The organism is Larkinella knui (assembly GCF_003858645.1).
Lineage (GTDB): Bacteria > Bacteroidota > Bacteroidia > Cytophagales > Spirosomataceae > Larkinella > Larkinella knui.
Map to the genome: position 1 here is coordinate 766,568 of NZ_RQJP01000002.1, position 21,470 is coordinate 788,037.

The 21,470-nt window shown below is 50.9% G+C and carries 25 protein-coding genes; 10 read left to right on the plus strand and 15 right to left on the minus strand.

Annotated elements, in window-relative coordinates; translation table 11 throughout:
- The first annotated feature begins 48 nt into the window (after positions 1 to 48).
- Genes EHT87_RS12010 through EHT87_RS12020 form a run of 3 tightly spaced genes read left to right on the plus strand, consistent with a single transcriptional unit; the run spans position 49 to position 2,184 of the window.
- On the plus strand, positions 49 to 705 hold the full coding sequence (locus tag EHT87_RS12010; protein WP_124906862.1) for an SGNH/GDSL hydrolase family protein: 657 nt from the start codon (positions 49 to 51) through the stop codon (positions 703 to 705).
- Between the two features lie 29 nt (positions 706 to 734).
- A complete protein-coding gene (locus EHT87_RS12015) occupies positions 735 to 1,739 on the plus strand; it encodes a bifunctional heptose 7-phosphate kinase/heptose 1-phosphate adenyltransferase (protein ID WP_124906863.1) in 1,005 nt (334 codons plus the stop codon).
- Positions 1,740 to 1,743: 4 nt separating this feature from the next.
- Entirely contained in the window at positions 1,744 to 2,184 is a 441-nt protein-coding gene (locus tag EHT87_RS12020) for a GNAT family N-acetyltransferase (protein ID WP_124906864.1), read from the plus strand.
- 7 nt (positions 2,185 to 2,191) lie between these two features.
- Here the strand turns inward: EHT87_RS12020 and EHT87_RS12025 are convergent, their stop codons facing one another.
- The 3 genes from EHT87_RS12025 to hemE all read right to left on the minus strand — a co-directional run bounded on the left by EHT87_RS12025 (position 2,192) and on the right by hemE (position 4,110).
- Entirely contained in the window at positions 2,192 to 2,662 is a 471-nt protein-coding gene (locus tag EHT87_RS12025; protein ID WP_124906865.1) for a low affinity iron permease family protein, read from the minus strand.
- A 183-nt stretch (positions 2,663 to 2,845) separates the two neighbouring features.
- Entirely contained in the window at positions 2,846 to 3,079 is a 234-nt protein-coding gene (locus EHT87_RS12030; RefSeq protein WP_124906866.1) for a hypothetical protein, read from the minus strand.
- Positions 3,076 to 4,110, minus strand: a complete 1,035-nt coding sequence (gene hemE / locus EHT87_RS12035) for a uroporphyrinogen decarboxylase (protein WP_124906867.1) — start codon at positions 4,108 to 4,110, stop codon at positions 3,076 to 3,078. The genes EHT87_RS12030 and hemE overlap by 4 nt, the downstream gene beginning before the upstream one ends.
- A 190-nt stretch (positions 4,111 to 4,300) precedes the next feature.
- On the opposite strand from hemE, the gene EHT87_RS12040 reads away from it, so the two are divergent.
- The 3 genes from EHT87_RS12040 (at position 4,301) to EHT87_RS12050 (ending at position 6,870) form a co-directional block, all read left to right on the plus strand.
- Positions 4,301 to 4,855: a TetR/AcrR family transcriptional regulator gene (locus EHT87_RS12040; protein WP_124906868.1), complete on the plus strand. Its 555-nt coding sequence runs from the start codon at positions 4,301 to 4,303 to the stop codon at positions 4,853 to 4,855.
- A gap of 82 nt (positions 4,856 to 4,937) precedes the next feature.
- Positions 4,938 to 6,179, plus strand: a complete 1,242-nt coding sequence (gene fabF / locus EHT87_RS12045; RefSeq protein WP_124906869.1) for a beta-ketoacyl-ACP synthase II — start codon at positions 4,938 to 4,940, stop codon at positions 6,177 to 6,179.
- Positions 6,180 to 6,312: 133 nt separating this feature from the next.
- Positions 6,313 to 6,870 carry a hypothetical protein gene (locus tag EHT87_RS12050; RefSeq protein WP_124906870.1) on the plus strand — a complete coding sequence of 186 codons (558 nt, stop codon included), beginning with the start codon at positions 6,313 to 6,315 and terminating at the stop codon, positions 6,868 to 6,870.
- Positions 6,871 to 6,878: 8 nt separating this feature from the next.
- Here EHT87_RS12050 and lgt read toward each other — a convergent pair whose 3' ends face one another.
- From lgt to EHT87_RS12090, 8 genes are all read right to left on the minus strand, one after another.
- Positions 6,879 to 7,739 (minus strand): prolipoprotein diacylglyceryl transferase, encoded by an 861-nt coding sequence (gene lgt / locus EHT87_RS12055; RefSeq protein ID WP_229321010.1) that lies wholly within the window; start codon positions 7,737 to 7,739, stop codon positions 6,879 to 6,881.
- Between the two features lie 10 nt (positions 7,740 to 7,749).
- A complete protein-coding gene (locus EHT87_RS12060; RefSeq protein WP_124906871.1) occupies positions 7,750 to 7,947 on the minus strand; it encodes a hypothetical protein in 198 nt (65 codons plus the stop codon).
- Positions 7,944 to 8,462 (minus strand): RNA polymerase sigma factor, encoded by a 519-nt coding sequence (locus tag EHT87_RS12065; protein WP_229321012.1) that lies wholly within the window; start codon positions 8,460 to 8,462, stop codon positions 7,944 to 7,946. Before EHT87_RS12065 ends, EHT87_RS12060 begins: the two co-directional genes overlap by 4 nt.
- A gap of 64 nt (positions 8,463 to 8,526) precedes the next feature.
- Positions 8,527 to 8,796, minus strand: coding sequence for a DUF167 domain-containing protein (locus tag EHT87_RS12070; RefSeq protein ID WP_124906873.1), 270 nt, complete (start codon positions 8,794 to 8,796; stop codon positions 8,527 to 8,529).
- Between the two features lie 105 nt (positions 8,797 to 8,901).
- Positions 8,902 to 9,303, minus strand: a complete 402-nt coding sequence (locus EHT87_RS12075; RefSeq protein ID WP_229321014.1) for a tautomerase family protein — start codon at positions 9,301 to 9,303, stop codon at positions 8,902 to 8,904.
- A gap of 47 nt (positions 9,304 to 9,350) precedes the next feature.
- Positions 9,351 to 10,523, minus strand: coding sequence for an AIR synthase related protein (locus EHT87_RS12080; protein ID WP_124906874.1), 1,173 nt, complete (start codon positions 10,521 to 10,523; stop codon positions 9,351 to 9,353).
- 3 nt (positions 10,524 to 10,526) lie between these two features.
- Positions 10,527 to 11,492, minus strand: coding sequence for a Kelch repeat-containing protein (locus tag EHT87_RS12085; RefSeq protein WP_124906875.1), 966 nt, complete (start codon positions 11,490 to 11,492; stop codon positions 10,527 to 10,529).
- A gap of 18 nt (positions 11,493 to 11,510) precedes the next feature.
- Positions 11,511 to 12,494 (minus strand): Gfo/Idh/MocA family protein, encoded by a 984-nt coding sequence (locus EHT87_RS12090; protein ID WP_310587545.1) that lies wholly within the window; start codon positions 12,492 to 12,494, stop codon positions 11,511 to 11,513.
- A 54-nt stretch (positions 12,495 to 12,548) separates the two neighbouring features.
- On the opposite strand from EHT87_RS12090, the gene EHT87_RS12095 reads away from it, so the two are divergent.
- On the plus strand, positions 12,549 to 13,436 hold the full coding sequence (locus EHT87_RS12095; protein ID WP_229321016.1) for a DUF481 domain-containing protein: 888 nt from the start codon (positions 12,549 to 12,551) through the stop codon (positions 13,434 to 13,436).
- 95 nt (positions 13,437 to 13,531) lie between these two features.
- Positions 13,532 to 14,059, plus strand: coding sequence for a PAS domain-containing protein (locus EHT87_RS12100; protein ID WP_124906877.1), 528 nt, complete (start codon positions 13,532 to 13,534; stop codon positions 14,057 to 14,059).
- Between the two features lie 107 nt (positions 14,060 to 14,166).
- On the opposite strand, the gene EHT87_RS12105 is transcribed toward EHT87_RS12100, so the two are convergent.
- From EHT87_RS12105 to EHT87_RS12120, 4 genes are all read right to left on the minus strand, one after another.
- Entirely contained in the window at positions 14,167 to 14,907 is a 741-nt protein-coding gene (locus tag EHT87_RS12105) for a LytR/AlgR family response regulator transcription factor (RefSeq protein WP_124906878.1), read from the minus strand.
- A gap of 1 nt (position 14,908) precedes the next feature.
- Positions 14,909 to 16,144, minus strand: a complete 1,236-nt coding sequence (locus EHT87_RS12110) for a histidine kinase (RefSeq protein ID WP_124906879.1) — start codon at positions 16,142 to 16,144, stop codon at positions 14,909 to 14,911.
- 226 nt (positions 16,145 to 16,370) lie between these two features.
- Entirely contained in the window at positions 16,371 to 17,099 is a 729-nt protein-coding gene (locus EHT87_RS12115; RefSeq protein WP_124906880.1) for a hypothetical protein, read from the minus strand.
- Positions 17,100 to 17,520: 421 nt separating this feature from the next.
- On the minus strand, positions 17,521 to 18,465 hold the full coding sequence (locus tag EHT87_RS12120) for a hypothetical protein (RefSeq protein ID WP_124906881.1): 945 nt from the start codon (positions 18,463 to 18,465) through the stop codon (positions 17,521 to 17,523).
- Between the two features lie 259 nt (positions 18,466 to 18,724).
- Here EHT87_RS12120 and EHT87_RS12125 point away from each other — a divergent pair, with 259 nt between their 5' ends.
- Together EHT87_RS12125 and EHT87_RS12130 are read left to right on the plus strand one after the other, a co-directional pair.
- Positions 18,725 to 20,161: a DUF1800 domain-containing protein gene (locus EHT87_RS12125; RefSeq protein ID WP_124906882.1), complete on the plus strand. Its 1,437-nt coding sequence runs from the start codon at positions 18,725 to 18,727 to the stop codon at positions 20,159 to 20,161.
- A gap of 63 nt (positions 20,162 to 20,224) precedes the next feature.
- Positions 20,225 to 21,448, plus strand: coding sequence for a DUF1501 domain-containing protein (locus EHT87_RS12130; protein WP_124906883.1), 1,224 nt, complete (start codon positions 20,225 to 20,227; stop codon positions 21,446 to 21,448).
- The last annotated feature ends 22 nt before the right edge of the window (positions 21,449 to 21,470 follow it).

The window sequence follows — 21,470 nt, forward strand, 5'->3', positions numbered from 1 at the left end:
GCTGAGGCTAAAAACAAAAGGCAATTTTAAAACGATTCCTAATCCTGTATGAAAAAATCTTCATTTCTATTTCTCTTAACCATCATCCTTCAATCCGTTGCCTTTGCCCAGCAACCGGTTCCGTTTGAAAATGAAATCAAAGCGTTCGAGCAGCAGGACCAAACCACACCCCCACCCAAAGACGCCATTCTGTTCACCGGCAGTTCGTCTATCAAACTCTGGCAATCCCTTCAGGCCGATTTTCCGGATAAAAAGGTGCTCAACCGCGGGTTTGGCGGTTCCAAATTGCCCGATGTCATTCACTTTGCCGACCGCGCCATTCTTCCTTACAAACCCAAACAGATTGTTATTTACGCCGGTGAGAACGACGTAGCCAGCGGCACCGTAACGGCTCAGGAGGTGTGCGACCGCTTTGTCACCCTGTTCACCAGGATCCGGAAAGCGTTGCCTAAAACGCCGGTTGTTTTCATTTCGATGAAACCCAGCCCGTCGCGCCGGCCGTATTTACCCATTACGATGGAAGCGAATAGCCTGATCAAGACCTATTTGTCAAAGCAGTCGCAGGCGCAGTATCTGGATATCTACTCGGCCATGCTCGACGCCAACGGGCAAATCCGGGGAGACTTGTTCCGGCCCGACAGCCTGCACATGAACCCGAAAGGATACGAGATCTGGACCGCCAAATTGAAGCCTCTTTTGAAATGAAGGGGTAATCCCAACTAAACAAGCCGACTATGACCAAAGGGGTCGATACCACATCCATTGAAGCTATTTTTGAAGCGTTTAATTCGCTCCGGGTTCTGATCGTCGGCGACGTGATGCTCGATTCCTACGTCTGGGGCCGCGTCGACCGGATTTCGCCGGAAGCTCCCGTGCCGGTGGTAACCGTCCAACGGCGGGAATTGCGGCTGGGTGGAGCCGGTAACGTTCTGCTGAATGTACAGGCGCTGGGTGCCGAAGCCATTATTTGTTCCGTCATCGGTACCGACGAACCGGGCGACCGGCTCATCGGGCAACTCAACGAGCGTCGTTTGAATTGTGACGGACTGATCCGAAGTGATTCCCGGACGACCACCATCAAGGAGCGGATCATGGCCGGTTCGCAGCAGGTGGTTCGGGTGGATACGGAAACCGATCGGTACATCAATCAACAGGAACGCAACGCACTCATTACCAAAGCAAAAGAGCTGATCCCGACGTGCCAGGTGCTCATTTTTCAGGATTATGACAAAGGCGTTCTGAGCGCGGAAGCCATTGCCGAGATGACGGCTTTTGCCAATGAACAGGGCGTTCCGACGGTGGTTGACCCCAAGAAACGGAATTTCCTGGCCTACCATGATACCACTTTATTCAAACCCAATTTGAAAGAGCTGAAAGAAGGGCTGAAAATCGATTTTGACGCCACCCGGGCTTCGGAGTTTCAGGCCGCCGTCAATCAGTTAAAATCCCGGTTGAACATCAAAGGCGCTTTGATAACGCTCTCGGAGCGGGGCGTTTTTATTGATTTCCAGGATGAAATCCACCGGTTTCCGGCCCATATCCGGCAGATTTCGGACGTGTCGGGCGCGGGTGATACCGTCATCAGCGTTGCCGCCTGTTGTGTCGCCCTCGGTTTGCCACCCCGTTTCATCGCCGGTCTGTCGAACCTGGCCGGGGGCCTGGTCTGCGAATCGCTGGGCGTCGTCCCCATTGATAAAGCGCGATTAAAAGTCGAAGCGATCAAGGAAAATTTACTCTGAAATCATGGAAGTACACCAGGGAAAGTATACCATTTCGACCGACCCGTCGCGGTTGCAAATTGAAGTCATTCACGACTTTCTGGCCCACCATTCGTATTGGGCCACCGGCATCAGCCGCGAAACGCTGCAAAAACAGATGGACCATTCGACGCTGCATTTCGGTCTGTATGAGGGCGAAAATCTAATTGGCTACGCACAGGTGCTCACCAACTACACGTCGTTCGCGTATCTGGGCAACGTTTTCGTGCTGGAAAAGTATCGCGGTCAGGGGCTTTCGAAGTGGCTCATGGCGACCATCATGGCGCATCCCGATCTGCAGATTATCCGTCGCTGGCTGCTGGCCACCCGCGACGCCCACGGTTTATACCAGCAGTTTGGTTTTACAGAACTCGCTAAACCGGAGACGATGATGGAGAAATTTGATGATAACGCCATTCGGCAATAAGCCAACCTTATCCGTTTTCTTCCTTCAATTTTTCCCGGGTTTCTTTGATGGCTTCTTCCACGGAGTGGGACTTGCGCAAGTCGCTGGTTTTTTTGGTCAGTTCGGCCATTGTGCAATAATGCCGGTATAAAACCGCCAACTCCTCCTCGCTCAAGTCTTCGCTATCGATCAGGCGGTTGCTGGCTCCTTTAGTAGCCGCAATCAGTTCATTCAATTTAAGCTGGACGGAGAGCGATTCCTTGTTCTGGGCTTTCTGGATGACAAAAACCATCAGAAACGTGACAATGGTCGTTCCGGTATTGATAAGCAATTGCCAGTTTTCCGAGAAATTGAACAAAGGTCCGGTTATGCCCCAGACAATGACCGTCGCTAAAGCCAGAATAAAGGCCAGCGACGAACCTGTGGCTTTGGCAACGCTCGTCGAAAAACGCTCAAAAAAACCTTTGTTACCAGAATGTGAAGGGGCTATATTTTCCATACGACGACTGACTAGTTAGGGGTAAAACGAAGTTAACCCAAGTGGGATTGAGTCAAAAAGCACCCCTAAACCAGGGGTATTGATGATATACCCAAATCAGCCGGTTTTTGTTTTAAGAAGATAAATACAGCGCCGGGCCGCAACTGTGAACCCGGTCAGGAAACGCCAGTCGATTCGAGTGTTTTACTGAGCCCGTCGCCTGATTTCATTAATGTAATCGTCAGTATACTCTTTCCCCCGGTTGTTGTGGTAGCGCCAGACCACTTTATAATTGACGATAACCGCCACGGGCTGTATTTCCTTGTCTTTGGCACCTTGTTCCAAATACTGAATGGCTTCTTCCTGGGCGTCAAATACTTTCGTTTCCGCTTCAGTAAACCGCGTAAACACGGCTTCCGCTTTTTTCTTGTCGCTCATAGGGTGTACTCTTTGACGGTCTCGATAAAATATTTAACCTTCTCCGGGTCCGTATCCGGATAAACGCCGTGGCCCAAATTGGCAATGTACCGCTGGGTACCAAACGTCTGTAGCATTTTCTTTACTTCCGCCTTGATCTGGCCGTAATCGGCGTATAGAACGCACGGATCGAGATTGCCTTGCAGGGTTTTATTCGGAATCAGCTGCCGCGATTCAGCCGCGTCCATGTTCCAGTCGAGGCCGACCACCGAGCAATTCAACTGCCCGATTTCCTGCCGGGCAAAGAACGCACCTTTGGCAAATACCGTCACTGGAACACCGGCTGTGGCGGCCAGAGCATCGCAAATCTGTTTGATATACGGCAGCGAAAACGTGCGGTACTGGTCGGGCGACAGAATACCGGCCCAGGAATCGAAAATTTGCACCAGATCGGCCCCGGCCCGAATCTGGGCTTTCAGATAATCGATCGTGCTATCCGTAATTTTCTGGAGCAGGGCGTGCGAAAACGCCGGATCGGTATACAACAATTTCTTGGCCACCGAGAAAGTCTTGGAACCCCGGCCTTCGGTCATGTAACAAAAGATCGTGAACGGTGCCCCGGCAAAACCGATGAGCGGAACCCGGCCGTTCAATTCTTTTTTCACAATTTTGATGGCATCCAGCACGTAGGCCAGATCACTTTCAGCATCAGCCACTTTCAGCCGGGTCAGGTCCTGGGCCGTACGAACGGTTTGCGGAAAAACCGGTCCCCGTTGTTCGGCCATTTCATAAGGCAGCCCCATCGCTTCCGGAATGACCAGAATATCCGAGAAGATAATAGCAGCATCAACACCCAGAATATCAACGGGTTGAATAGTCACTTCGGCTGCCAGTTCGGGCGTGGTAGCCAGCTTGATAAAGCTACCGGCTTTTTCCCGAACGGCGCGGTATTCGGCCAGAATCCGGCCCGCTTGCCGCATCAGCCAGATGGGAACGCGCTCTACGTTTTCGCCACGGGCCGCCCGCAGCAACAGGTCATTTTGTAACATCATAGTGCAAAGATAGTCGGGTTAACAGGTTATTTCGCAGAGATAAGCGGAGTACAAAAGAGTTTAACGAAGTTTTTTTCTCTGCTTAACTCTTTTTTCTCCGCTTATCTCTGCGAAATAATTCTTCCTCAATAGATTTACTTTTATCAAACAAACGTTTGGTAAAATCAAAAGAACCATTTACTTTTGCAGCATGCCAGTTCAGAAAGTCACACGGGAGGAGATTTTGCAAAAAGCCATGCTGGTTTTTAAACGGCAGGGCTACCACCGAACCACGATGGAAGATCTGGCGCGGGCGTGCGGTTTACTAAAAGGTAGCTTCTACCATTACTTCAGCAGCAAGGAAGTCTTGATGAAAGAGGTACTGCGCCATTCGAATGAGCAGAATGAAAAGATCCTATTTTCGCTTGCCTACGCAGAAGAAAAACCACCCCAACAGCGACTGGAAGACCTGCTCGATGCCCTGTTCAATGGCATCAACCGGTCAGAAGGCGGTTGTCTGATGGGTAATACCACACTGGAAACGGCTTTAGTAACCGAAGAGTTTAAAGAGCCGCTGCGTGTCCATTTCAACAACGCCATGGCCGCTCTGGCGCACATATACCAGCATACTCATCCGCGGGAAAAAGCGCAGGAACTGGCCGAACAGGCAACGGCTGAAATACAGGGCTCGTTATTGCTGGTAAAACTATTTCAAAATGAACGCTTGCTGACCGACTGCCGAAACCGTATTCTGGAACGTCTGTAAAACCGCACGAGTTGCTCATTTTCAGGCAGTTTCAAAACAAATTATCTATTAAAAGCACGGGTAAAACCATCCGCATGATCAAATGAAGAGAGTCGTTGTAACAGGTTTGGGAGCATTGACACCCATTGGAAATACCGTAGAAGACTATTGGAACGGGCTGGTCGAGGGCCGTAGCGGAGCCGCTATGATTACCAAATTCGACACTACCCTGTTTAAAACCAAGTTTGCCTGCGAGGTGAAAGGCTTCGACGTCCTTCAGTTTCTGGAGAAGAAAGAAGCCCGCAAAATGGACGAATACAGCCAGTATGCGCTGGTAGTGGCCGACGAAGCCGTTCGGGATGCGCACCTGATCGACGATAAAGTCGACCCCAACCGCGTGGGCGTCATCTGGGCGTCGGGCATTGGCGGGATGTATAGCTTTCAGGAAGAGGTGATTGCCTACGGAGCCGGTGGCCGCAACCCGCGCTTCAATCCGTTTTTCATCACCAAGATGATTGCGAACATGGCGTCGGGACTGATCTCGATTCGGTACGGTTTTCGGGGCGTCAACTTTGCGCCGGTATCGGCCTGTGCCTCTGCGACGCACGCGCTGATCGATGCTTTTAATTACATCCGGTTGGGCAAGGCCGAGGTGATCATTGCCGGCGGTTCGGAAGCCGTCGTCACGGAAGTGGCCGTCGGCGGTTTCAACGCCATGAAAGCCCTGTCGGAACGCAACGACGACCCGGCTACGGCTTCGCGACCGTTCGATGCCAACCGCGACGGTTTTGTGCTGGGCGAAGGCGCTGCCGCCATCGTGCTGGAAGAATACGAACATGCCAAAGCCCGGGGTGCCAAAATTTACGCCGAACTGGTGGGCACGGGTGCCACCGCCGATGCGTATCACATGACGGCCACCCACCCCGAAGGACTGGGTGCCACGCTGGCGATGAATGAAGCCCTGCGGGAAGCCAACCTAAAACCGGAAGACGTTGATTATCTGAATGTTCACGCAACGTCGACACCCGTTGGCGATCTCAGCGAAGCCCAGGCCATTCAGAAAGTATTTGGTCAGAACCCCGCCCGGCTGCACCTCAGCGCCACCAAATCGATGACGGGCCACTTGCTGGGAGCCGCCGGAGCCATCGAAGCCGTTGCCGGTATTCTGGCCATTCAGAACAACACGATTCCGCCGACAATCAACCTCCAGGAGCGCGACGAACGCATCAGTTCCGAACTAAACCTGACGCCCAATGTGGCGGTTCAAACGCCGGTCGATGTCGTGATGAGCAACACCTTCGGCTTTGGTGGCCACAACGCCATTGTGGCTTTTCAGCGGATTTGAAGCTAACCCTTGTTGGACTGGACACCTGTCAGGTCTTTAAGACCTGACAGGTGTCCAGTCCAACAGGTATTCGACCGTATCGATTGATCTCCTACTATTTCCTAACTTTGGAGAAATTTGGAAATAGTAGGAGATGCCAGCCATCGAAAAAGACCTCAAAAAGGAAATTCTGAAACTCCCGCCAGTCGAGAAAGACAAATTGCTCCTGCGGCTGATTGCCAAAGACAAGGATCTGGTCGAGCGGCTGCATTTTGTGCTGATCGAGGGCGAAACGACCACGGAGGAACGGCGGCACGACCTCAAGGAGAAGATTGCCGAAACCGCCAACGGCCATTACACGCACCCCGACGGCTGGATGCTGAAAGCCCTGCGTTCGCTCACGTCGGCCATTACGCACCACGTCAAGATTACAAAGGACAAATACGGGGAAGTTGAACTGAATCTGTACATTCTGACGGCATTTTTTAACGTCCAGCCCAGCCATTTTGCCCGGTTAAACCACCACAATCAGAATCTCTGTGCCTTCGTCGGCAAGAAAGCGGAGACGATTTTGAAAAAACTCCAGAAGATCGATTCGGATTATTACATCGAATTTGAGACCGACGTCAACCAGGCGCTGGACTTCATTCATACCTATGGGCCGGGGCCGTATGCCCGGCAAATTGGCCTACCGAAGGAATGGAAACCGTAACTACACGGTCAACCTTTCGCCATTAAAACCGGTCCGGATTTTTTGTTGACAAGAATCAGGATGACGATACCGGTCAGAACCACCGGAATGCTCAGGAGTTGCCCCATGTTCAGGGCCAGGCTGTTTTCAAAGCTTTCCTGACTGGTTTTCAGAAACTCAACCAGAAACCGGAAGCTAAACAGCAGCACAAGAAATACCCCGGTGATGAATCCTTCCGGCAACTGATGGCGTTTCTGCTTCCATAAATACCCGGTCAAGCCGAGCAAAACCACGCAAAACAGCGCTTCATACACTTGCGTGGGATGGCGCGGCACGATGGGCAGCAGTTCAGGGTCCGTTTCCCGAACAAACACAAAACCCCAGGGCAGGTTCGTGGGCTTCCCGTAGATTTCTGAATTCATCAAATTCCCCAGCCGAATCAGGACACCGCTCAGACTGGCGACAATCACCATCCGATCGACCACCCACAGAAAACGCTGACCGCTTCGTTTCCGGCTGTACAGATACAAAGCCACCAGAATCGCCAGAGTCGCTCCGTGACTGGCCAAACCGCGAAACGGCAGGCTTACCATTGATTTAAACCACTGGCCGGGCGCAGAAATCAGCAATTCCCATTCATAAAACAGATAATGGCCAAGCCGGGCACCAACAACGGTGGCCATTACGACATACAGCGTCAGGATTTCCACATCGGCAACCGGTTTATGCTCCCGTTTATATACATAACGCATGACTTGCTGACCGCACAAAAAGCTGGCGGCAAACAACAAACTGTACCAGGCTATGGGCCATTCGGAACCGAAAATTTTCAGCGTATACACGCGGGGATCCATATCCCAGATGATAAATACCAGCAGACGAGAAAGCATAGAGTTTTGATTAACAACCGGTTACGATCCCGATCAGAAAGAAACTGACGCAAATATTAAGAAACGCGTGTTGATACGGCTTATACCACGGATACGCAACGGTTTTCGTTTTAATCAGTCCCAAAAGGTCGTCTTCGCTCCACTGCAATTGCCTGCCTGCCTGGTCTTTATAGGCCTGCCAGATCGGTTTTAAATCGTCGGTATTCATAGCAGTTCTTTTTTTAACAGTTTGCCCAGCCGGGCTTTAATCCGGTTCATTTTTGTGCTTATATTGGTTCGGCTCAGGCCTAAAATACTTGCCATTTCTTCGTACGTGTGTTCGTCCAGATAGAGCATAATTACGGCTTTATCCATGTCTGCCAATTGGCTTATGGCCCGGTATAATTCCTGCGTTGCCAGCGCATGATCGTCATCCGGTTCCGACGCCGGAACCTGAAACAGATGCTCGGAAAAAGACTCGCTTTTAGGACGCGTCTTTTCTTTCCGGATTCGGGCGAAAACCGTATTGAGTGCCACGCGATACAGCCAGGTAGAGACTTTCGACTGGTGATTAAAAGCGGGATAAGACTTCCAGAGTTGAAGCACAATTTCCTGAAAAAGATCCTTACGATCTTCCGGCAAGGGATAATACAGACTGCAAAGGCTGTGGATCAGCTTCTGATGCCGCGCGATGAGCTGAACGAATTCCTGCTGTAAGGATGCTTTGGCCACGGATAAAGTCAACGAATGGATTCAAGCGTATTAGTTGCCGCAAGCCATAAAAAGTCACACGCACCCGGCGTTATTTTTAATTAGCGCCTTCCAAACCCGCTAGAATCCGGGCAATTTCAGCATCTTTCGCGTTGATTTCCAGCCGTTTGTGGGGATTGGTAAACCCGGAAACAAGTTCAATGGAAGATTTTGAAATACCGAATTGCCGGGCCAGATAGTCCACCAGATAGGCATTGGCTTTTCCGTCCTGCGCCGGAGCTTTGATCTTGGCATTCAACTGCCCGGCCGCATCGAAGAAGAGTTTGTCGATTTTGCTGCCGGGTTTCACTTTAATGTGCAGCACCATTGATAGCGATCCGGTTTATAGTTTACAGTTAATGGTTAAAAAACAGTAACTATATGATTATCAACAGTAATTAAAACTAAAAACCATAAACGATAAACTATCTGGTTACACGTTGATTTTGTAATTGATTGCTGCTTCGTCGCCGGTTTTTCCCCGAAAACCCCACTGGTAGGCCGGACTTTCCAGAATGCAGATTTCAATGTCGGCCATCGCCAAACCGATTTGCTGGTTAATTCGCTCAAAAAGCAGATTGATCAGCTTCTTTTTCGTCTCGATCGTCCGGCCTTCGATCATCAAAATCTCGATGATAATGTAGTTTTCCGTACGGCCTTCCGGCATAAAAAAATCGTCCGGTTCGAGGTAAAAAAACCGGTGCTCGCGTTTGTTTGGCGGAAATTGCAGCGCATCGACCACGCAGGAATGAATGACGTCCGACAGCGCATTGCGGATCGCCCGCAGCGGTTCCTGAACTCCGTAAATCTTGACCTGGCCCATGGTAACAGACAAGAGAAGTTAGATAAATGACAAATGAAGTAAACCCAAAAGCCGTATGTCTAATAGACAAACGATCCGACTTCGCTCTGCACCGTCACGCGCTTTCCTTCAAAAGCTTCGACGTGACCGATAATCCGGCCTTCGATGCCAAACCGGGCAGCCAGGTCGATTACCCGCTGGGCATTCGCTTCGGACAGATAGATTTCCAGACGATGGCCCATGTTGAACACCTTGTACATTTCCTGCCAATCCGTGCCGCTTTCCTGCTGAATCAGCGCAAACAAAGGCGGTATCGGAAAAAGATTATTCTTTATAACGTGCAGGTTGTCAATAAAATGCAGCACTTTGGTCTGCGCTCCTCCACTGCAATGCACCATGCCGTGAATCTGGCTTCGCAACTCATCCAACAGCGCTTTTGCAACCGGCGCGTACGTACGCGTGGGCGACAGAATCAATTGTCCAACATTCAAACCGGTCGTTGGAACCGGGTCGGTCAGTTGTTTCGAGCCGCTGTAGACCAGGCTCCGGTCCACGGCAGGGTCGAAGCTTTCGGCGTATTTGTCCGCCAGATAATGCCCCAGCACATCGTGCCGTGCGGACGTCAGGCCGTTGCTGCCCATGCCGCCGTTGTACGTTTTCTCGTAGGTAGCCTGGCCAAATGACGCCAGCCCGACCACCACGTCGCCGGCCTGAATCCGGTCGTTGCTGATCACCTCGTCCCGGCGCATCCGGGCAATCACCGTGCTGTCGACAATGATCGTTCGCACCAGATCGCCCACATCGGCGGTTTCGCCCCCGGTGCTGGAAATGTCGATCCCGTGTTGCCGCAGCATCTCCAGAACCTCCTCGGTTCCGTCGATAATCTCGGCAATGACCTCGCCCGGAATCAGATTTTTGTTCCGGCCAATGGTCGACGACAACAGCATTGGGCCGGTAGACCCCACGCAAATCAGGTCGTCGGTATTCATCACGACGGCGTCCTGCGCAATGCCCCGCCAGACCGACAGATCGCCGGTTTCTTTCCAGTACAGATACGCCAGCGACGACTTGGTTCCGGCCCCATCGGCGTGCATGATGGTGCAATAGTCGGGATCGCCCGCCAGCGCATCGGGAACAATTTTACAGAACGCCTTGGGAAAGAGCCCCTTATCTAAGTTGGCAATGGCCTTGTGAACGTCTTCTTTGGAAGCCGAAACACCCCGTTGCGCGTAACGATCAGTTGGTTGATTCATTGGTTATTTTAAAACTTCGACGGTGTTCAATTCCGGTCCACCGCCGTGGTTGGCCGATCCGGCCAGGATGTAAATGCTATTCTTGTACACCACCGCCTGCGTGCCGTGGCGTCCTTCGTGGAGCTTCGGCCCCGACGTCCAGCGGTTGGTTTTGGGGTCGAGCACTTCGGCTTCATTGTGCGACAGCAATTGCTCGCTTTCGCCACCAATTACCCACACTTTATTGTCTTTTGTAACCGCCGTGCTGCCCGCCCGCAGCGTCGGGAAGTTGCTTTCGGCCGGGAGCGTTTCCCACTTCCCGGTTTTGAAATCGTATACATCGACTTCCGGCAGGGTTGTATCGATCACATGACCGGTTTTAGCCGACGAACGGCGGCCACCCGCCAGGTACATTTTGGTGCCGACTACCGCGGCACTGATGTGATCGCGGGTTCGGGGCGCATCGGCCAGTTGTTTCCAGGTGTTGGTTTTCGGATCATACTCATCCAGGCGGGAAACGTGGCCGTCGAAATGGCCGTCGATAATACCGCAAACCATGTAAATTTTGTCGTTATACACCACCACACCGGCCGATCCGCGCAGTTGCGGTTTTGGAATTTCAGGCCCTTTGCGCCAGACACCGGTTTTCGGGCTATAAATATAGATGTTCGGAATCGGCGTTTCGTGGGGATATTTGCCTTCAAAAGCACCCATCACATAAATTTCGCCTTTGTAGGTAATCGCCTGAAAGTGATTCATTTCCACCGGTGGCGTCGGCAGTTTTTTCCACATCAGGGTCTTCAGGTTCAGCGCTTCCAGCGGTTTCATACCGCGACCGCCGATGGCATACAGGCTGTCGCCGACAAGGGCGGCTGCATTTTCGTGGCGTTTTTCGCACTCATTTTTGTAGTGAACCTGCTCCCAGGTTTGGGCCACGAGGGAATGGCCGAGGAAGGTCAGAACGGAAAAGGCAAGGAGTGATTTTTTCATAACAAGTGTAGAATTTATCTATTTATCTTCATCATATACAATCCCGGCTTCGGCCCGAACGGCATCCAGCAAACCGATCAGGTTCAGGCTGTCGTCGAGCGACCACAGCGGGCTTTCGGTTTTGTTCTGGCGCAAACAGTCCGAAACGTGTTCGGCTTCGTAGTCATAGCCCCAGGTTGTTCGCGCAAAGGTAAACGTTTGCGGTTCATCTTCGCCGGGCTTGTGCACAACCGAATCGCCTTCGTGGAAACGACCGGGCAAATAGAGGTTGCCCGTTTCGCCATATACCACCGCATCGGTTTCGGTTTTCGACACGACGGTACTGTTCAAAACCGCCAGCTGATTTTCGGCGTACGTCAACACCATGCCGCATTGTTCATCGACCCCCGTTGAACCAAAAACCGCCGTAGCTTTCACGGTTTGCGGTTTTCCCAAAAACACATAAGACAAAAACAGGGGATAAATACCGATGTCCATCAGCGAGCCCCCGCCCAGCGATTTGTTATACATCCGCTTTTCGGGTACTACCGGCGCAATAAAACCGAAATCCGCCCGCAAACCGGTCACCCGCCCAATCGACTGATTTTCCGCCAGTTCCAGCGCTTTCTGAATCGACGGCATGAACCGGGTCCAGAGTGCTTCCATCAGAAAAACCTGTTTCGACCGCGCCGTTTCGACCATCTGCCGCACTTGATCCGCGTTCATGGCGAACGGTTTTTCGCACAAAACCGCCACGCCCGCGTTGAGGCACAGCATCGTGTTTTCGAAATGATGATTGTGGGTCGTGGCGATATACACCACATCCAGGCCTTCGCAGGTGATCAGCGCTTCGTACGATCCGTACGCGTATTTGGCGCCGTACCGGGCCGCAAATTCATCGGCCCGCTGCTGGCTGGTGGAGGCCACCGCCAGCAGTTCGACATTCGGAACGGTTTGGAGATCCTGAACAAATTTATGGGCAATCCGGCCTAGGCCCAGAACACCCCAACGAATCACGGCCATAAGCAGGGCAATTGAATCATTTTGGTACCAACAGCAGACCAAATGTACGGCATCATGGGTTATAGACAAGAAGCCATCGTATTTTTGCCCATGACTTTCTCTAAAATCAGCCTGCTATTTTGTTTGTTTTTGCCGGTATCCGCTATCGCTCAAGTCATTACTCCGGATACGTTACAAACGGTGGTCCCAACGGACACGGCCGCTACCGACACGACGGATGCCGACCGGAATCCGGACGAAGCCGCCCAATCCGATACCGTTGCCGCCAGCGATCCGACCGGTTTTCATTATAAAATTACCGCCGACGGCACCATCACCGCGGGCAATGTCAACCGGGCGCTGGTTCAGATCGGGAGTTCGTTCGACTGGGCCGTGAGCCGTCTGTTCCGGTTTGCCAGCAACCCGTCTTTCGCCTACGGGCGGCAAAATCAGCTCCTGAATGAACGGGAAATTCTGGCCGACTTCCGAACCACCATCCTGCAGGAACGGCGTTTTTATTACCTCGGTTTTGGGGCGGTAGAAATCAGCAATTTGCGGAAAATCCGGCAACGACTCACCGGTGGCGGGGGTGTGGGCTATAAACTGCTCAGTCGCAAGAATGCCTATCTGTCCGTAACCAATGTGCTGTTGTACGAATACACGGATTTTATTACCAACTCGGCAGAAGTAAAAGACATCAATGTTTTGCGTAACTCAACTCGTGTATACGGTGAATATCAGTGGAATAACGGGCGGTATTCGGTAACGCATACCGTTTTTATGCAACCGGCCCTCAACCAGCCCAACCTCCGGTGGAATGGCAACGTGGCGTTTCAAATTCGGCTCACCTCGCTCATCGGCGTGCGGACGTCCGTTCAGAATTCGTACGAAAGTGTAGTGGCCGCGGGTCGCAAAAACAATGATTTTCGGTGGACAACGGGCCTTATTTTAGAGGTAAAATAACGGGCGGTTTTTGGTAACCACCATCAAACCACGTATCTTTTCCACTTTCGTGAACTCATCCATACTATACGTAAAGCCCTGAAAGGCTATAATTTATGCATCTGAATCAATCGTACGCGGAGTATCTACAGCACACTTCTATTTCGGCCCGGCCGTTCCCGGCGGCTTCGCTGGAGGTCTTTCTGCTCGATCAGGCGCAGGATCGTCACCACCGGCGTGAAGTGGAAACGCTCCAGGACTTCGCCGAGGTTTTTGACTGGAAACTTCGGCGCAATTACGAAAAGGTGCTCCATGACGGCTATACGCTCATTGTTTCCAATGCGGCCAAATCGATTTTGTGGGTTAGCCACCAGTTTCTGGCCATGACCGGTTACAGTCCCAATGAAGTAATCGGTCGGACACCCCGTTTTCTGCAAGGGCCCGATACCGATCCGGCCCGGATTCGTCAGCTCTCGAACGAACTGGCCTTAGCCTCTCAAAGTCAGCGTATTACACCCATTTGCCAGCAATTGATTAATTACCGGAAAGGGGGAATACCGTATCTTTGTGACCTCGAAATTGATCCCATCTGGAACCACCGGGGCGAATTGACGCACTATATTGCGGTGGAAAAAGAGGTGTAGAGTATACGGTTTTCGATATACGGTTTTCGGTTGGCTGACGCAAGTGTTGGACGCACGCGTCAGCCAACGTAAACCGAATACCGTAAACCAAAAACCGTATACCGAGTTTAAATCTTCTCCAGCAAATTCAGGAACTCCTGTTTTTTGTTACGCGAAACCGGGATGTTTTTGTTGTTTTCCATGATCACCTCGCCCCCATCGCCCCGAATGTAGCGTTGAACGTAACGCAGGTTGATGAGGTAGCCGTGGTGAACCCGGCAGAAGCCCTTGGTTTCCAGCACGTCCTCCACTTCTTTTAAAGTCTTGGAAATCAGCACCACTTTGCCGTTGGTCAGGAAAAACCGGGTGTAGCCACCGTCGGATTCGCAGTAGTAAATCTCTTCGCTGTTGATAATTTGCAGCCCTTCCATCGTGGGCAGCGCAATGCGGTCGCCGGTTTTCTGCCGATGCAGGTAGTCGATGAAGCTCTCGACTTTGGGCGTCGACCGGGTCAACCGCTCCTGCTCCGCTTTCTGAACGGCCTGCACCAGTTCGTCCTTATCGATGGGTTTCAGGATATAGTCCAGCGCATTGTGACGGATGGCTTTGATGGCGTACTCGTTATAAGCCGTTGTAAAAATAACGTCGAACTTGGTAAACCGGCACGCTTCGAGCATATCGAATCCGCTCATACCGGGCATCTCGATGTCGAGAAATACCAGGTCCGGGTGGTGCATTTCAACGGCCTGATAGCCCTCGGTTCCATCGACGCAGGACGCCAGAAGCTGTACCTGGGGGCAATACCGCTGGAGCAGCAGGGCGAGCACGTCACGGCAATGTTTTTCATCATCGACAATAATGGCAGTCATCTTATTTTAATTTCATGGTGAACGTTACACAGGTGCCGGCCGCAACACCGGTTGAATCGACCAGATCGGCCACGTCGATCCGGGCATCGACCCCATAAATCTCATTGACAATCTGGAGCCGCTCTTCCGCAATCCGGCTGCCGTGCGCCTTGTGGGCCATCAGACCATTGATCTGCGACCGCTGCGAGGCTTCGCGTCCCACTCCGTTGTCGACAATGCAAATAACCAAAAAACCGGCTACCTGCTGGCAATCGATACTTAAAACCGGTTTTTCAGCTTTCTGGGCTAACAGTCCGTGCCGGATCGCATTTTCAACGTACGGCTGAAGCAGCAAGGGCGGTACGTGCACCGTATCCTGGCTCAGTGTTTTGCTGACCGTCAGCGAAAATTCAAAGGTATCATCACTCCGCAACTGTTCCAGTTCGATATACGTCTGCAGCGCCTTCAATTCGTTGCGCAACGACACCCACTCGGTTTGGGTGTTATCGATCATCTGCCGCATCAATCGCGAAAACTTGGTCAGATACATCGACGCTTCGTCGACGTCGTTTTGCAGAATAAATTTATTGATGGCGTTCAGGCTGTTGAATACAAAGTGCGGATTCATCTGCATCCGCAGGGCCAGCAGTTTCGTTTCGGCAATTCGTTTATTGTTTTCCAGCAATTGCCGTTCGGTTTGCTGGTAAGCCTGTTCAATCTGCACCCGCCGGATTTTCTGAGCACAAAGCTTGGCAATACTGGACAGAATGTGCAGGTGTCGGGGCTGAAAAAAATTCTTTTCGGGATGTTCGGCATCGATGATTCCCATCACTTTCCCTTCCAGAATAATAGGGACCGTAATTTCGGAATACCGCATCTCATCATCGCAGATGTAGCGGGGGTCTTTCGATGTATCGCCAATCCGTTCCGCCTGTCCGGTCATCACAACCGAGCCAACGATTCCCTGTCCGATTGGAATTTCGATGGGCTCGAGAATTTCAAAAGACCGGGGATTTTTGGGGCCGTGAGCGGCTTTTTGTACTAATACATTCCGTTTCTCATCCAGCAAATAGATCACACAGTCGACGAAGTTGAGCCGGGCGATGCAGTTCTTGACAACGTCCCACAGAACCTCTTCCACGGTGGTTTGATCAATAAGTGAAATCGCAAAAAAATTGATGGCCCGTTCGCTTTCGAGCTCTTCTTCTAACGCCTTCCTTTCCTGATCTGCCTGCTTGTGTCTCTCATTTTTAAGCACGTTTAGGTTGTTTGATGGAGTAAAAATCGCTTCCGGATTAGTTGATCTAAAGTAGAGTTTATTATCTGCTTTTGAAAGAACGAATCAACAACTGGTAGTTTCCTGTCAATAACCTGTCGAAAAAGCCGGGTAAGCTGTGTACGTCTTTTACTCAACGGTACAAAAAAACGCCCGGCAAAGGCCGGACGTTTTAAGCATTACCGAATACACACTACTTATTCTGTTCTTATTTGTACCCAAATGCAAAGGTTTCCGTCATTGTTTTGGCACCGCCAACGTATCCACTTTCGGGTAATGTGTGACGGGTATTTTCGCGCTCGGTGATGTATCCGCTGCTGTTAAAGGTATACTTGTAGTCGATCGCATCGATAATGACATACGTCACCTTGGTTTCATATTCGCAGCGAACGGGGAGCGATTTATGAAATTTTCCATAGATGGGTTGAAATTCATCGACCTCATCATAAAGCGACGAATAAAGCATATTCATGTGGTTTTTATCCGGAATCAGGGGTTGCCAGCTAGGGTCAGTTGGTTTCTTATAATAATAGTGAAAAGCGCCTAATCTTGCGTGGTTCCAAAACTCGATAGTTTCCAGATTTCCATCCACATAACTGAACGATTCAAAATGCTGGTAATCATCCTGATCTCTGATTATTTCCAGTTGATTCTTCGAATTATAAAAATAACTATATCGGGAACTCGACGTGGTTTCTTTCCCATTATCGATTTGATAGTTGGTAATAAACGACTCCTTACAGCGGCCTTTCGCATCGAGAATGATCAGCGTTTTCGTCGTTAGCCTGCCTCCAACATAATCCCGAATAGTCATCCCCGATCCATTGGAAGCTCTCACGTATTCCCGAATCAAGCTGGGGTCCGCCGTTGATTGCAGTTTAACCAGCTTACCATCCGCATCGTAGCTTAACTTCCAGTGGCCATATGTATCTAACACATAAGGGTTTGCATTCAATATACCCCCGCCGGCAGGCATCGTAGTGGGCAGTCCCGTACCCGGTATTGGTTCGTTGGAACGGGGAACCGTAGTACCCGGATCCGGGCTAAGCAGCGTGTTTTTTTCGCAGGAAACCAGACTTAGGGAAACGGCAAGACTAAAAATTAAAAGGGCATTCTTTGAAAAATAATTCATTTCGCTTTGTTGTTTGTAATGAAAAATAATACGCAACACGGCACACTTAAACAAGAAGTTATACCAAACTAACAGGAGAATACTTCAGGCACTAACTCGGATAAACTACGGATCACTAAGTGAGAAATACGCCAATCCATTACGTTTTAATCCACTTAATGAGCCGTATAAAAAGTCATTCTCCCGTGTTAGCAGATTGTTCAACTTTGTTGAGGCAGGTTTTTAGTTATTGAATTCTGGGGTTGGTAACGAAATACTCGTAGGGGGTCGATTGAATTAGCTGGGCGTTGAAAATGGCATATGTATCCTGCTTAGTTACATACCCATCCAGGTTAATGGCGTATTGATAGTACGAGTTACTAACCAGGTTATACGGCGCAAAGGTTTCCATTTTTTTACCCCTCGCCAGGTGTTTGCTGTATTTGCCAAAAACCGTCACATACGGATCGACCTGCAATTCTTCCGGGTTAAACGGATTACGGTCGTTCCGGATTGGGTCGCCGAAAGCCGTATATTCATACGTAGATTCACGGATTTTCACATTCTGCGTGTTGTACTCCGTCGCCTTGGTTAAATCGCCATTTGTATTGTACGTAAAGTCAATGCGCTTATACGGATAATAGGCTTCCTGAAAGTTGCTCAAATTCACGTTTGCAATTTGTCCCTTGTCATTGTACGTATACAGGCGTTCCGTTTTGACTATTTCATCACCTTGCTTGTAATGCATATATTTTTCCGTTTTAACCAGATAGCACTGATCAGGATAATTTTTGTAATACGGATTAGCGGGTTCAATTAGAACTGGTTGTCCGCCAGCGGCCATGGCTTTATGGATATAATAGGTCGTCACAACATCCAGCTTATTATCGTTATATTCTGATGAGAATACGCGCGTAGAATCCTGGTAAGTGTAGTCGATGTAACGGGTGGGGCTGTAGGTAACTCTCTTCAATTTACCATTCGCATAATAGGTCAGTGTCGTGTTCCCCTGCTTTGTCAGAAGGTATTTTTTGGCAGCAGTTACTAGTATTTCGCCATCATCGAGCCCAACGGTGGGCTGCTGAGTAGACGGCTGAACGGGAGAAATAGCCGTTTCACGGTTGCAGGATACGATCCCGGTCAAAACCAAAAGGCCAATGCAAGTGATTCGTAGTTGGGCAATGAAGTTCATGGTATTTGCGGTGTTGTTTAGTTTATACGGATCGAACACTGCAAATGTAGACTCACCCCACACAGCCTGCCAGCACGAACCCATACCTGGTACACATTGGGCCATACCGAGTCGCTCAGGCATGATAAGTGGCTAAAAAGCGCCCATTTAAACCGTTAAAAATAGGCAGCGGGCAGATACGGCTTCCTAATTTGTGACTAAAACCGCTAAAGACTAAACTTCTGACCGTTTGATTTGTCCAAAGCGGAAATCAAGACCCATGAAGGAGCGAGCCAACAAACAACACCTATTCTGGCGGGCGGGCTTTGGTGCCAGCCCGGACCGACTTCGCGAGACCGAACATCAATCGGTGCGAAAAATAGTGCGCAAGTTGTTCAGCGATAGCCAGTCGTTCACTCCGCTGCCAACGGTTGGCGGTGAACAACCCAACCGCAGGGAGTTGAAAGGGCTGCTGCAAGAAGGCAAACTGGATCGGGACAAGCTGAAAGACCGGATTCGCGAAAACCGGGAAGCCATCCGCGACCTGAATGTGCTTTGGATGGAGCAAATGGCGTCGGGTCGGGGTGCGTTACGCGAAAAAATGGCGCTGTTCTGGCACGGCCATTTCGCTTGCCGCAATCAGAATAATGTTCGCATGGTGCAGCAGTATACAAACGTCATCCGGGAACACGCGCTGGGCAATTTCGGCGATCTGCTGATGGCCGTGTCCAAATCCCCGGCCATGCTGCAATTTCTGAACAACCAGCAAAACCGCAAAAATGCTCCCAACGAAAACTTCGCCCGCGAGGTGATGGAATTGTTTACGCTGGGCCGCGCCAACTATACCGAACACGACATCAAAGAAGCCGCCCGGGCCTTCACCGGCTGGGGTTTTAACGCACAGGGCGAGTTTGTTTTCCGCCGGAATGTTCACGACGACGGCGAGAAAACCGTCTTTGGAAAAACCGGTCCTTTCCAGGGTGAAGACATCATCAAACTTCTGCTGGAGCGGAAGGAAACGGCCACTTTCGTGACCACCAAATTGGTCCGGTTTCTGGTCAACGATGACCTTCCTGCCGATCAACCTGATCATCAGCGAATCGACCAGCTTGCCGATCAGTTTTATCAAAGTAACTACGACATTGCCGGGTTGCTGGAGACGATTTTTACCAGCGACTGGTTTTATGAACCGAAAAATATCGGCGCTCATATTAAATCGCCGGTGGAATTGCTGGCCGGATTGCAGCGCAGTCTGGGTATTAAGTTCGAACAGAAACAACCCATTTTATACGTCCAGCGAACGCTGGGGCAGGTTTTACTGTATCCGCCCAACGTGGCAGGCTGGCCGGGCGGGCGCAACTGGATCGACAGCTCAAGCCTGCTTTTTCGGATGAAGCTGCCGGATCTGATTCTGAAAGAGGGTGAAGTAACCATTAAACCCAAAGACGACGGCGATGTCAATACCGAACTCCTCGCCCGAAAAGTAAACCGGATGTTTGCCGCCACCATCGACTGGCCAGCCTTTGAAAAAGCCTTTCAAAAAGTCCGGGATGAGGAGCTAATCGATGAGCTGGCCCTGTATTTATTGCCGCAACCGCTGACGGGTTCTCAACGCAGTTTGCTGGTGGCGCGGGTAAAAAAAGAGGCCACCCGCAGTGAACAAATCCGGACGCTGACAACGGCCATCATGTCATTACCAGACTATCAATTGTGTTGAATGGGCTGGATAGCTAAAAATGACCAGAACCCATTTAACCCTTCTTAACCATACATTCCATCCATGAACCGACGGAAATTTTTCAAAAACTCAGCCTTTGCCACCGTGGGAACCATGCTGATTCCCCATTTTCTGAAAGCCTACGAGGCTAATCCCTTCGGGGCCAGCCAGTCGGCAGGAAAAACGCTGGTGATTGTTCAGCTGTCGGGTGGCAACGACGGTTTGAATACCGTAGTGCCTTTTCGCAATGACATCTATTACCGCGAACGGCCAACGATTGGAATTGCGCCCGAAAAAGTATTAAAACTGAACGACGAAATTGGCTTCAACCCGGCGCTGGAAGCGCTGAAAGGTTTGTATGACGACGGGCTGGTGACGGTGGTCAACAACGTTGGCTATCCGAATCCGGACCGCTCCCACTTTCGGTCGATGGACATCTGGCAAACCGCCAGCGATTCGAATAAATACCTGACTACGGGGTGGTTAGGTCGGTATCTGGATGCCAATTGCCACGGAAACGACTGCCTTGCGCACCGGGCCATTGAAGTAGACGACACCCTGAGCCTGGCGTTGAAGGGCCAGGAACTGACTGGTTTGGCGTTGCTCGACCCCAAAAAATTGTATAATCAAACCCGCAACGGGCTGGTTCAGGAACTGTCCAAAATGAAGCCGGATGCGGAGACGACCGCAGCGCATCCAAACGTCTCGTATTTGTATAAAACCCTGGCCGAAACCGCTTCGTCGGCCAATTATATCTACGATAAATCAAAAGTCACGCACACCCAAACCGTCTATCCGACCACTGAATTGGGAAACCGGCTGAAAACCGTATCGGAGCTGATTACGTCGGGGGTCAATACCAATGTGTATTATATTTCCATTTCGGGGTTCGATACGCACATCAACCAGCCGGGACAGCAGGAGCGGTTGTTGCGCCAGTATGCCGAAGCCGTGGCGGCTTTTACCAAAGACCTGAAATCAACCGGAAAACTGAACGACGTGCTGCTGATGACCTTCTCCGAATTTGGCCGCCGGGTGAAGCAGAACGCCAGCAACGGCACCGACCACGGCACGGCCAACAACCTGTTCCTGATTGGCGGGGGACTAACACCGGGCCGGGTTTTCAACGAAGCCCCGAACCTGACGAATCTGGATGAAGGGGATTTGAAATACTCCGTCGATTTCCGGAGTATTTACGCGACGCTTCTCCGTGAGTGGCTCAAGGTGGATGACGTGGCGGTTTTGGGAAGGCCGTTTGAGACGCTGAAAATTGTTTCGCAGAGTTAAGCGGAGAAAAAGGGAGTTACGC

Coding starts and splice junctions, on each gene's coding strand:
- EHT87_RS12010 (WP_124906862.1), top strand. CDS start 49: ATGAAAAAATCTTCATTTCTATTTCTCTTAACCATCATCCTTCAATCC.
- EHT87_RS12015 (WP_124906863.1), top strand. CDS start 735: ATGACCAAAGGGGTCGATACCACATCCATTGAAGCTATTTTTGAAGCG.
- EHT87_RS12020 (WP_124906864.1), top strand. CDS start 1,744: ATGGAAGTACACCAGGGAAAGTATACCATTTCGACCGACCCGTCGCGG.
- EHT87_RS12025 (WP_124906865.1), bottom strand. CDS start 2,662: ATGGAAAATATAGCCCCTTCACATTCTGGTAACAAAGGTTTTTTTGAG.
- EHT87_RS12030 (WP_124906866.1), bottom strand. CDS start 3,079: ATGAGCGACAAGAAAAAAGCGGAAGCCGTGTTTACGCGGTTTACTGAA.
- hemE (WP_124906867.1), bottom strand. CDS start 4,110: ATGATGTTACAAAATGACCTGTTGCTGCGGGCGGCCCGTGGCGAAAAC.
- EHT87_RS12040 (WP_124906868.1), top strand. CDS start 4,301: ATGCCAGTTCAGAAAGTCACACGGGAGGAGATTTTGCAAAAAGCCATG.
- fabF (WP_124906869.1), top strand. CDS start 4,938: ATGAAGAGAGTCGTTGTAACAGGTTTGGGAGCATTGACACCCATTGGA.
- EHT87_RS12050 (WP_124906870.1), top strand. CDS start 6,313: ATGCCAGCCATCGAAAAAGACCTCAAAAAGGAAATTCTGAAACTCCCG.
- lgt (WP_229321010.1), bottom strand. CDS start 7,739: ATGCTTTCTCGTCTGCTGGTATTTATCATCTGGGATATGGATCCCCGC.
- EHT87_RS12060 (WP_124906871.1), bottom strand. CDS start 7,947: ATGAATACCGACGATTTAAAACCGATCTGGCAGGCCTATAAAGACCAG.
- EHT87_RS12070 (WP_124906873.1), bottom strand. CDS start 8,796: ATGGTGCTGCACATTAAAGTGAAACCCGGCAGCAAAATCGACAAACTC.
- EHT87_RS12080 (WP_124906874.1), bottom strand. CDS start 10,523: ATGAATCAACCAACTGATCGTTACGCGCAACGGGGTGTTTCGGCTTCC.
- EHT87_RS12085 (WP_124906875.1), bottom strand. CDS start 11,492: ATGAAAAAATCACTCCTTGCCTTTTCCGTTCTGACCTTCCTCGGCCAT.
- EHT87_RS12090 (WP_310587545.1), bottom strand. CDS start 12,494: ATGGCCGTGATTCGTTGGGGTGTTCTGGGCCTAGGCCGGATTGCCCAT.
- EHT87_RS12095 (WP_229321016.1), top strand. CDS start 12,549: ATGGGTTATAGACAAGAAGCCATCGTATTTTTGCCCATGACTTTCTCT.
- EHT87_RS12100 (WP_124906877.1), top strand. CDS start 13,532: ATGCATCTGAATCAATCGTACGCGGAGTATCTACAGCACACTTCTATT.
- EHT87_RS12105 (WP_124906878.1), bottom strand. CDS start 14,907: ATGACTGCCATTATTGTCGATGATGAAAAACATTGCCGTGACGTGCTC.
- EHT87_RS12120 (WP_124906881.1), bottom strand. CDS start 18,465: ATGAACTTCATTGCCCAACTACGAATCACTTGCATTGGCCTTTTGGTT.
- EHT87_RS12125 (WP_124906882.1), top strand. CDS start 18,725: ATGAAGGAGCGAGCCAACAAACAACACCTATTCTGGCGGGCGGGCTTT.
- EHT87_RS12130 (WP_124906883.1), top strand. CDS start 20,225: ATGAACCGACGGAAATTTTTCAAAAACTCAGCCTTTGCCACCGTGGGA.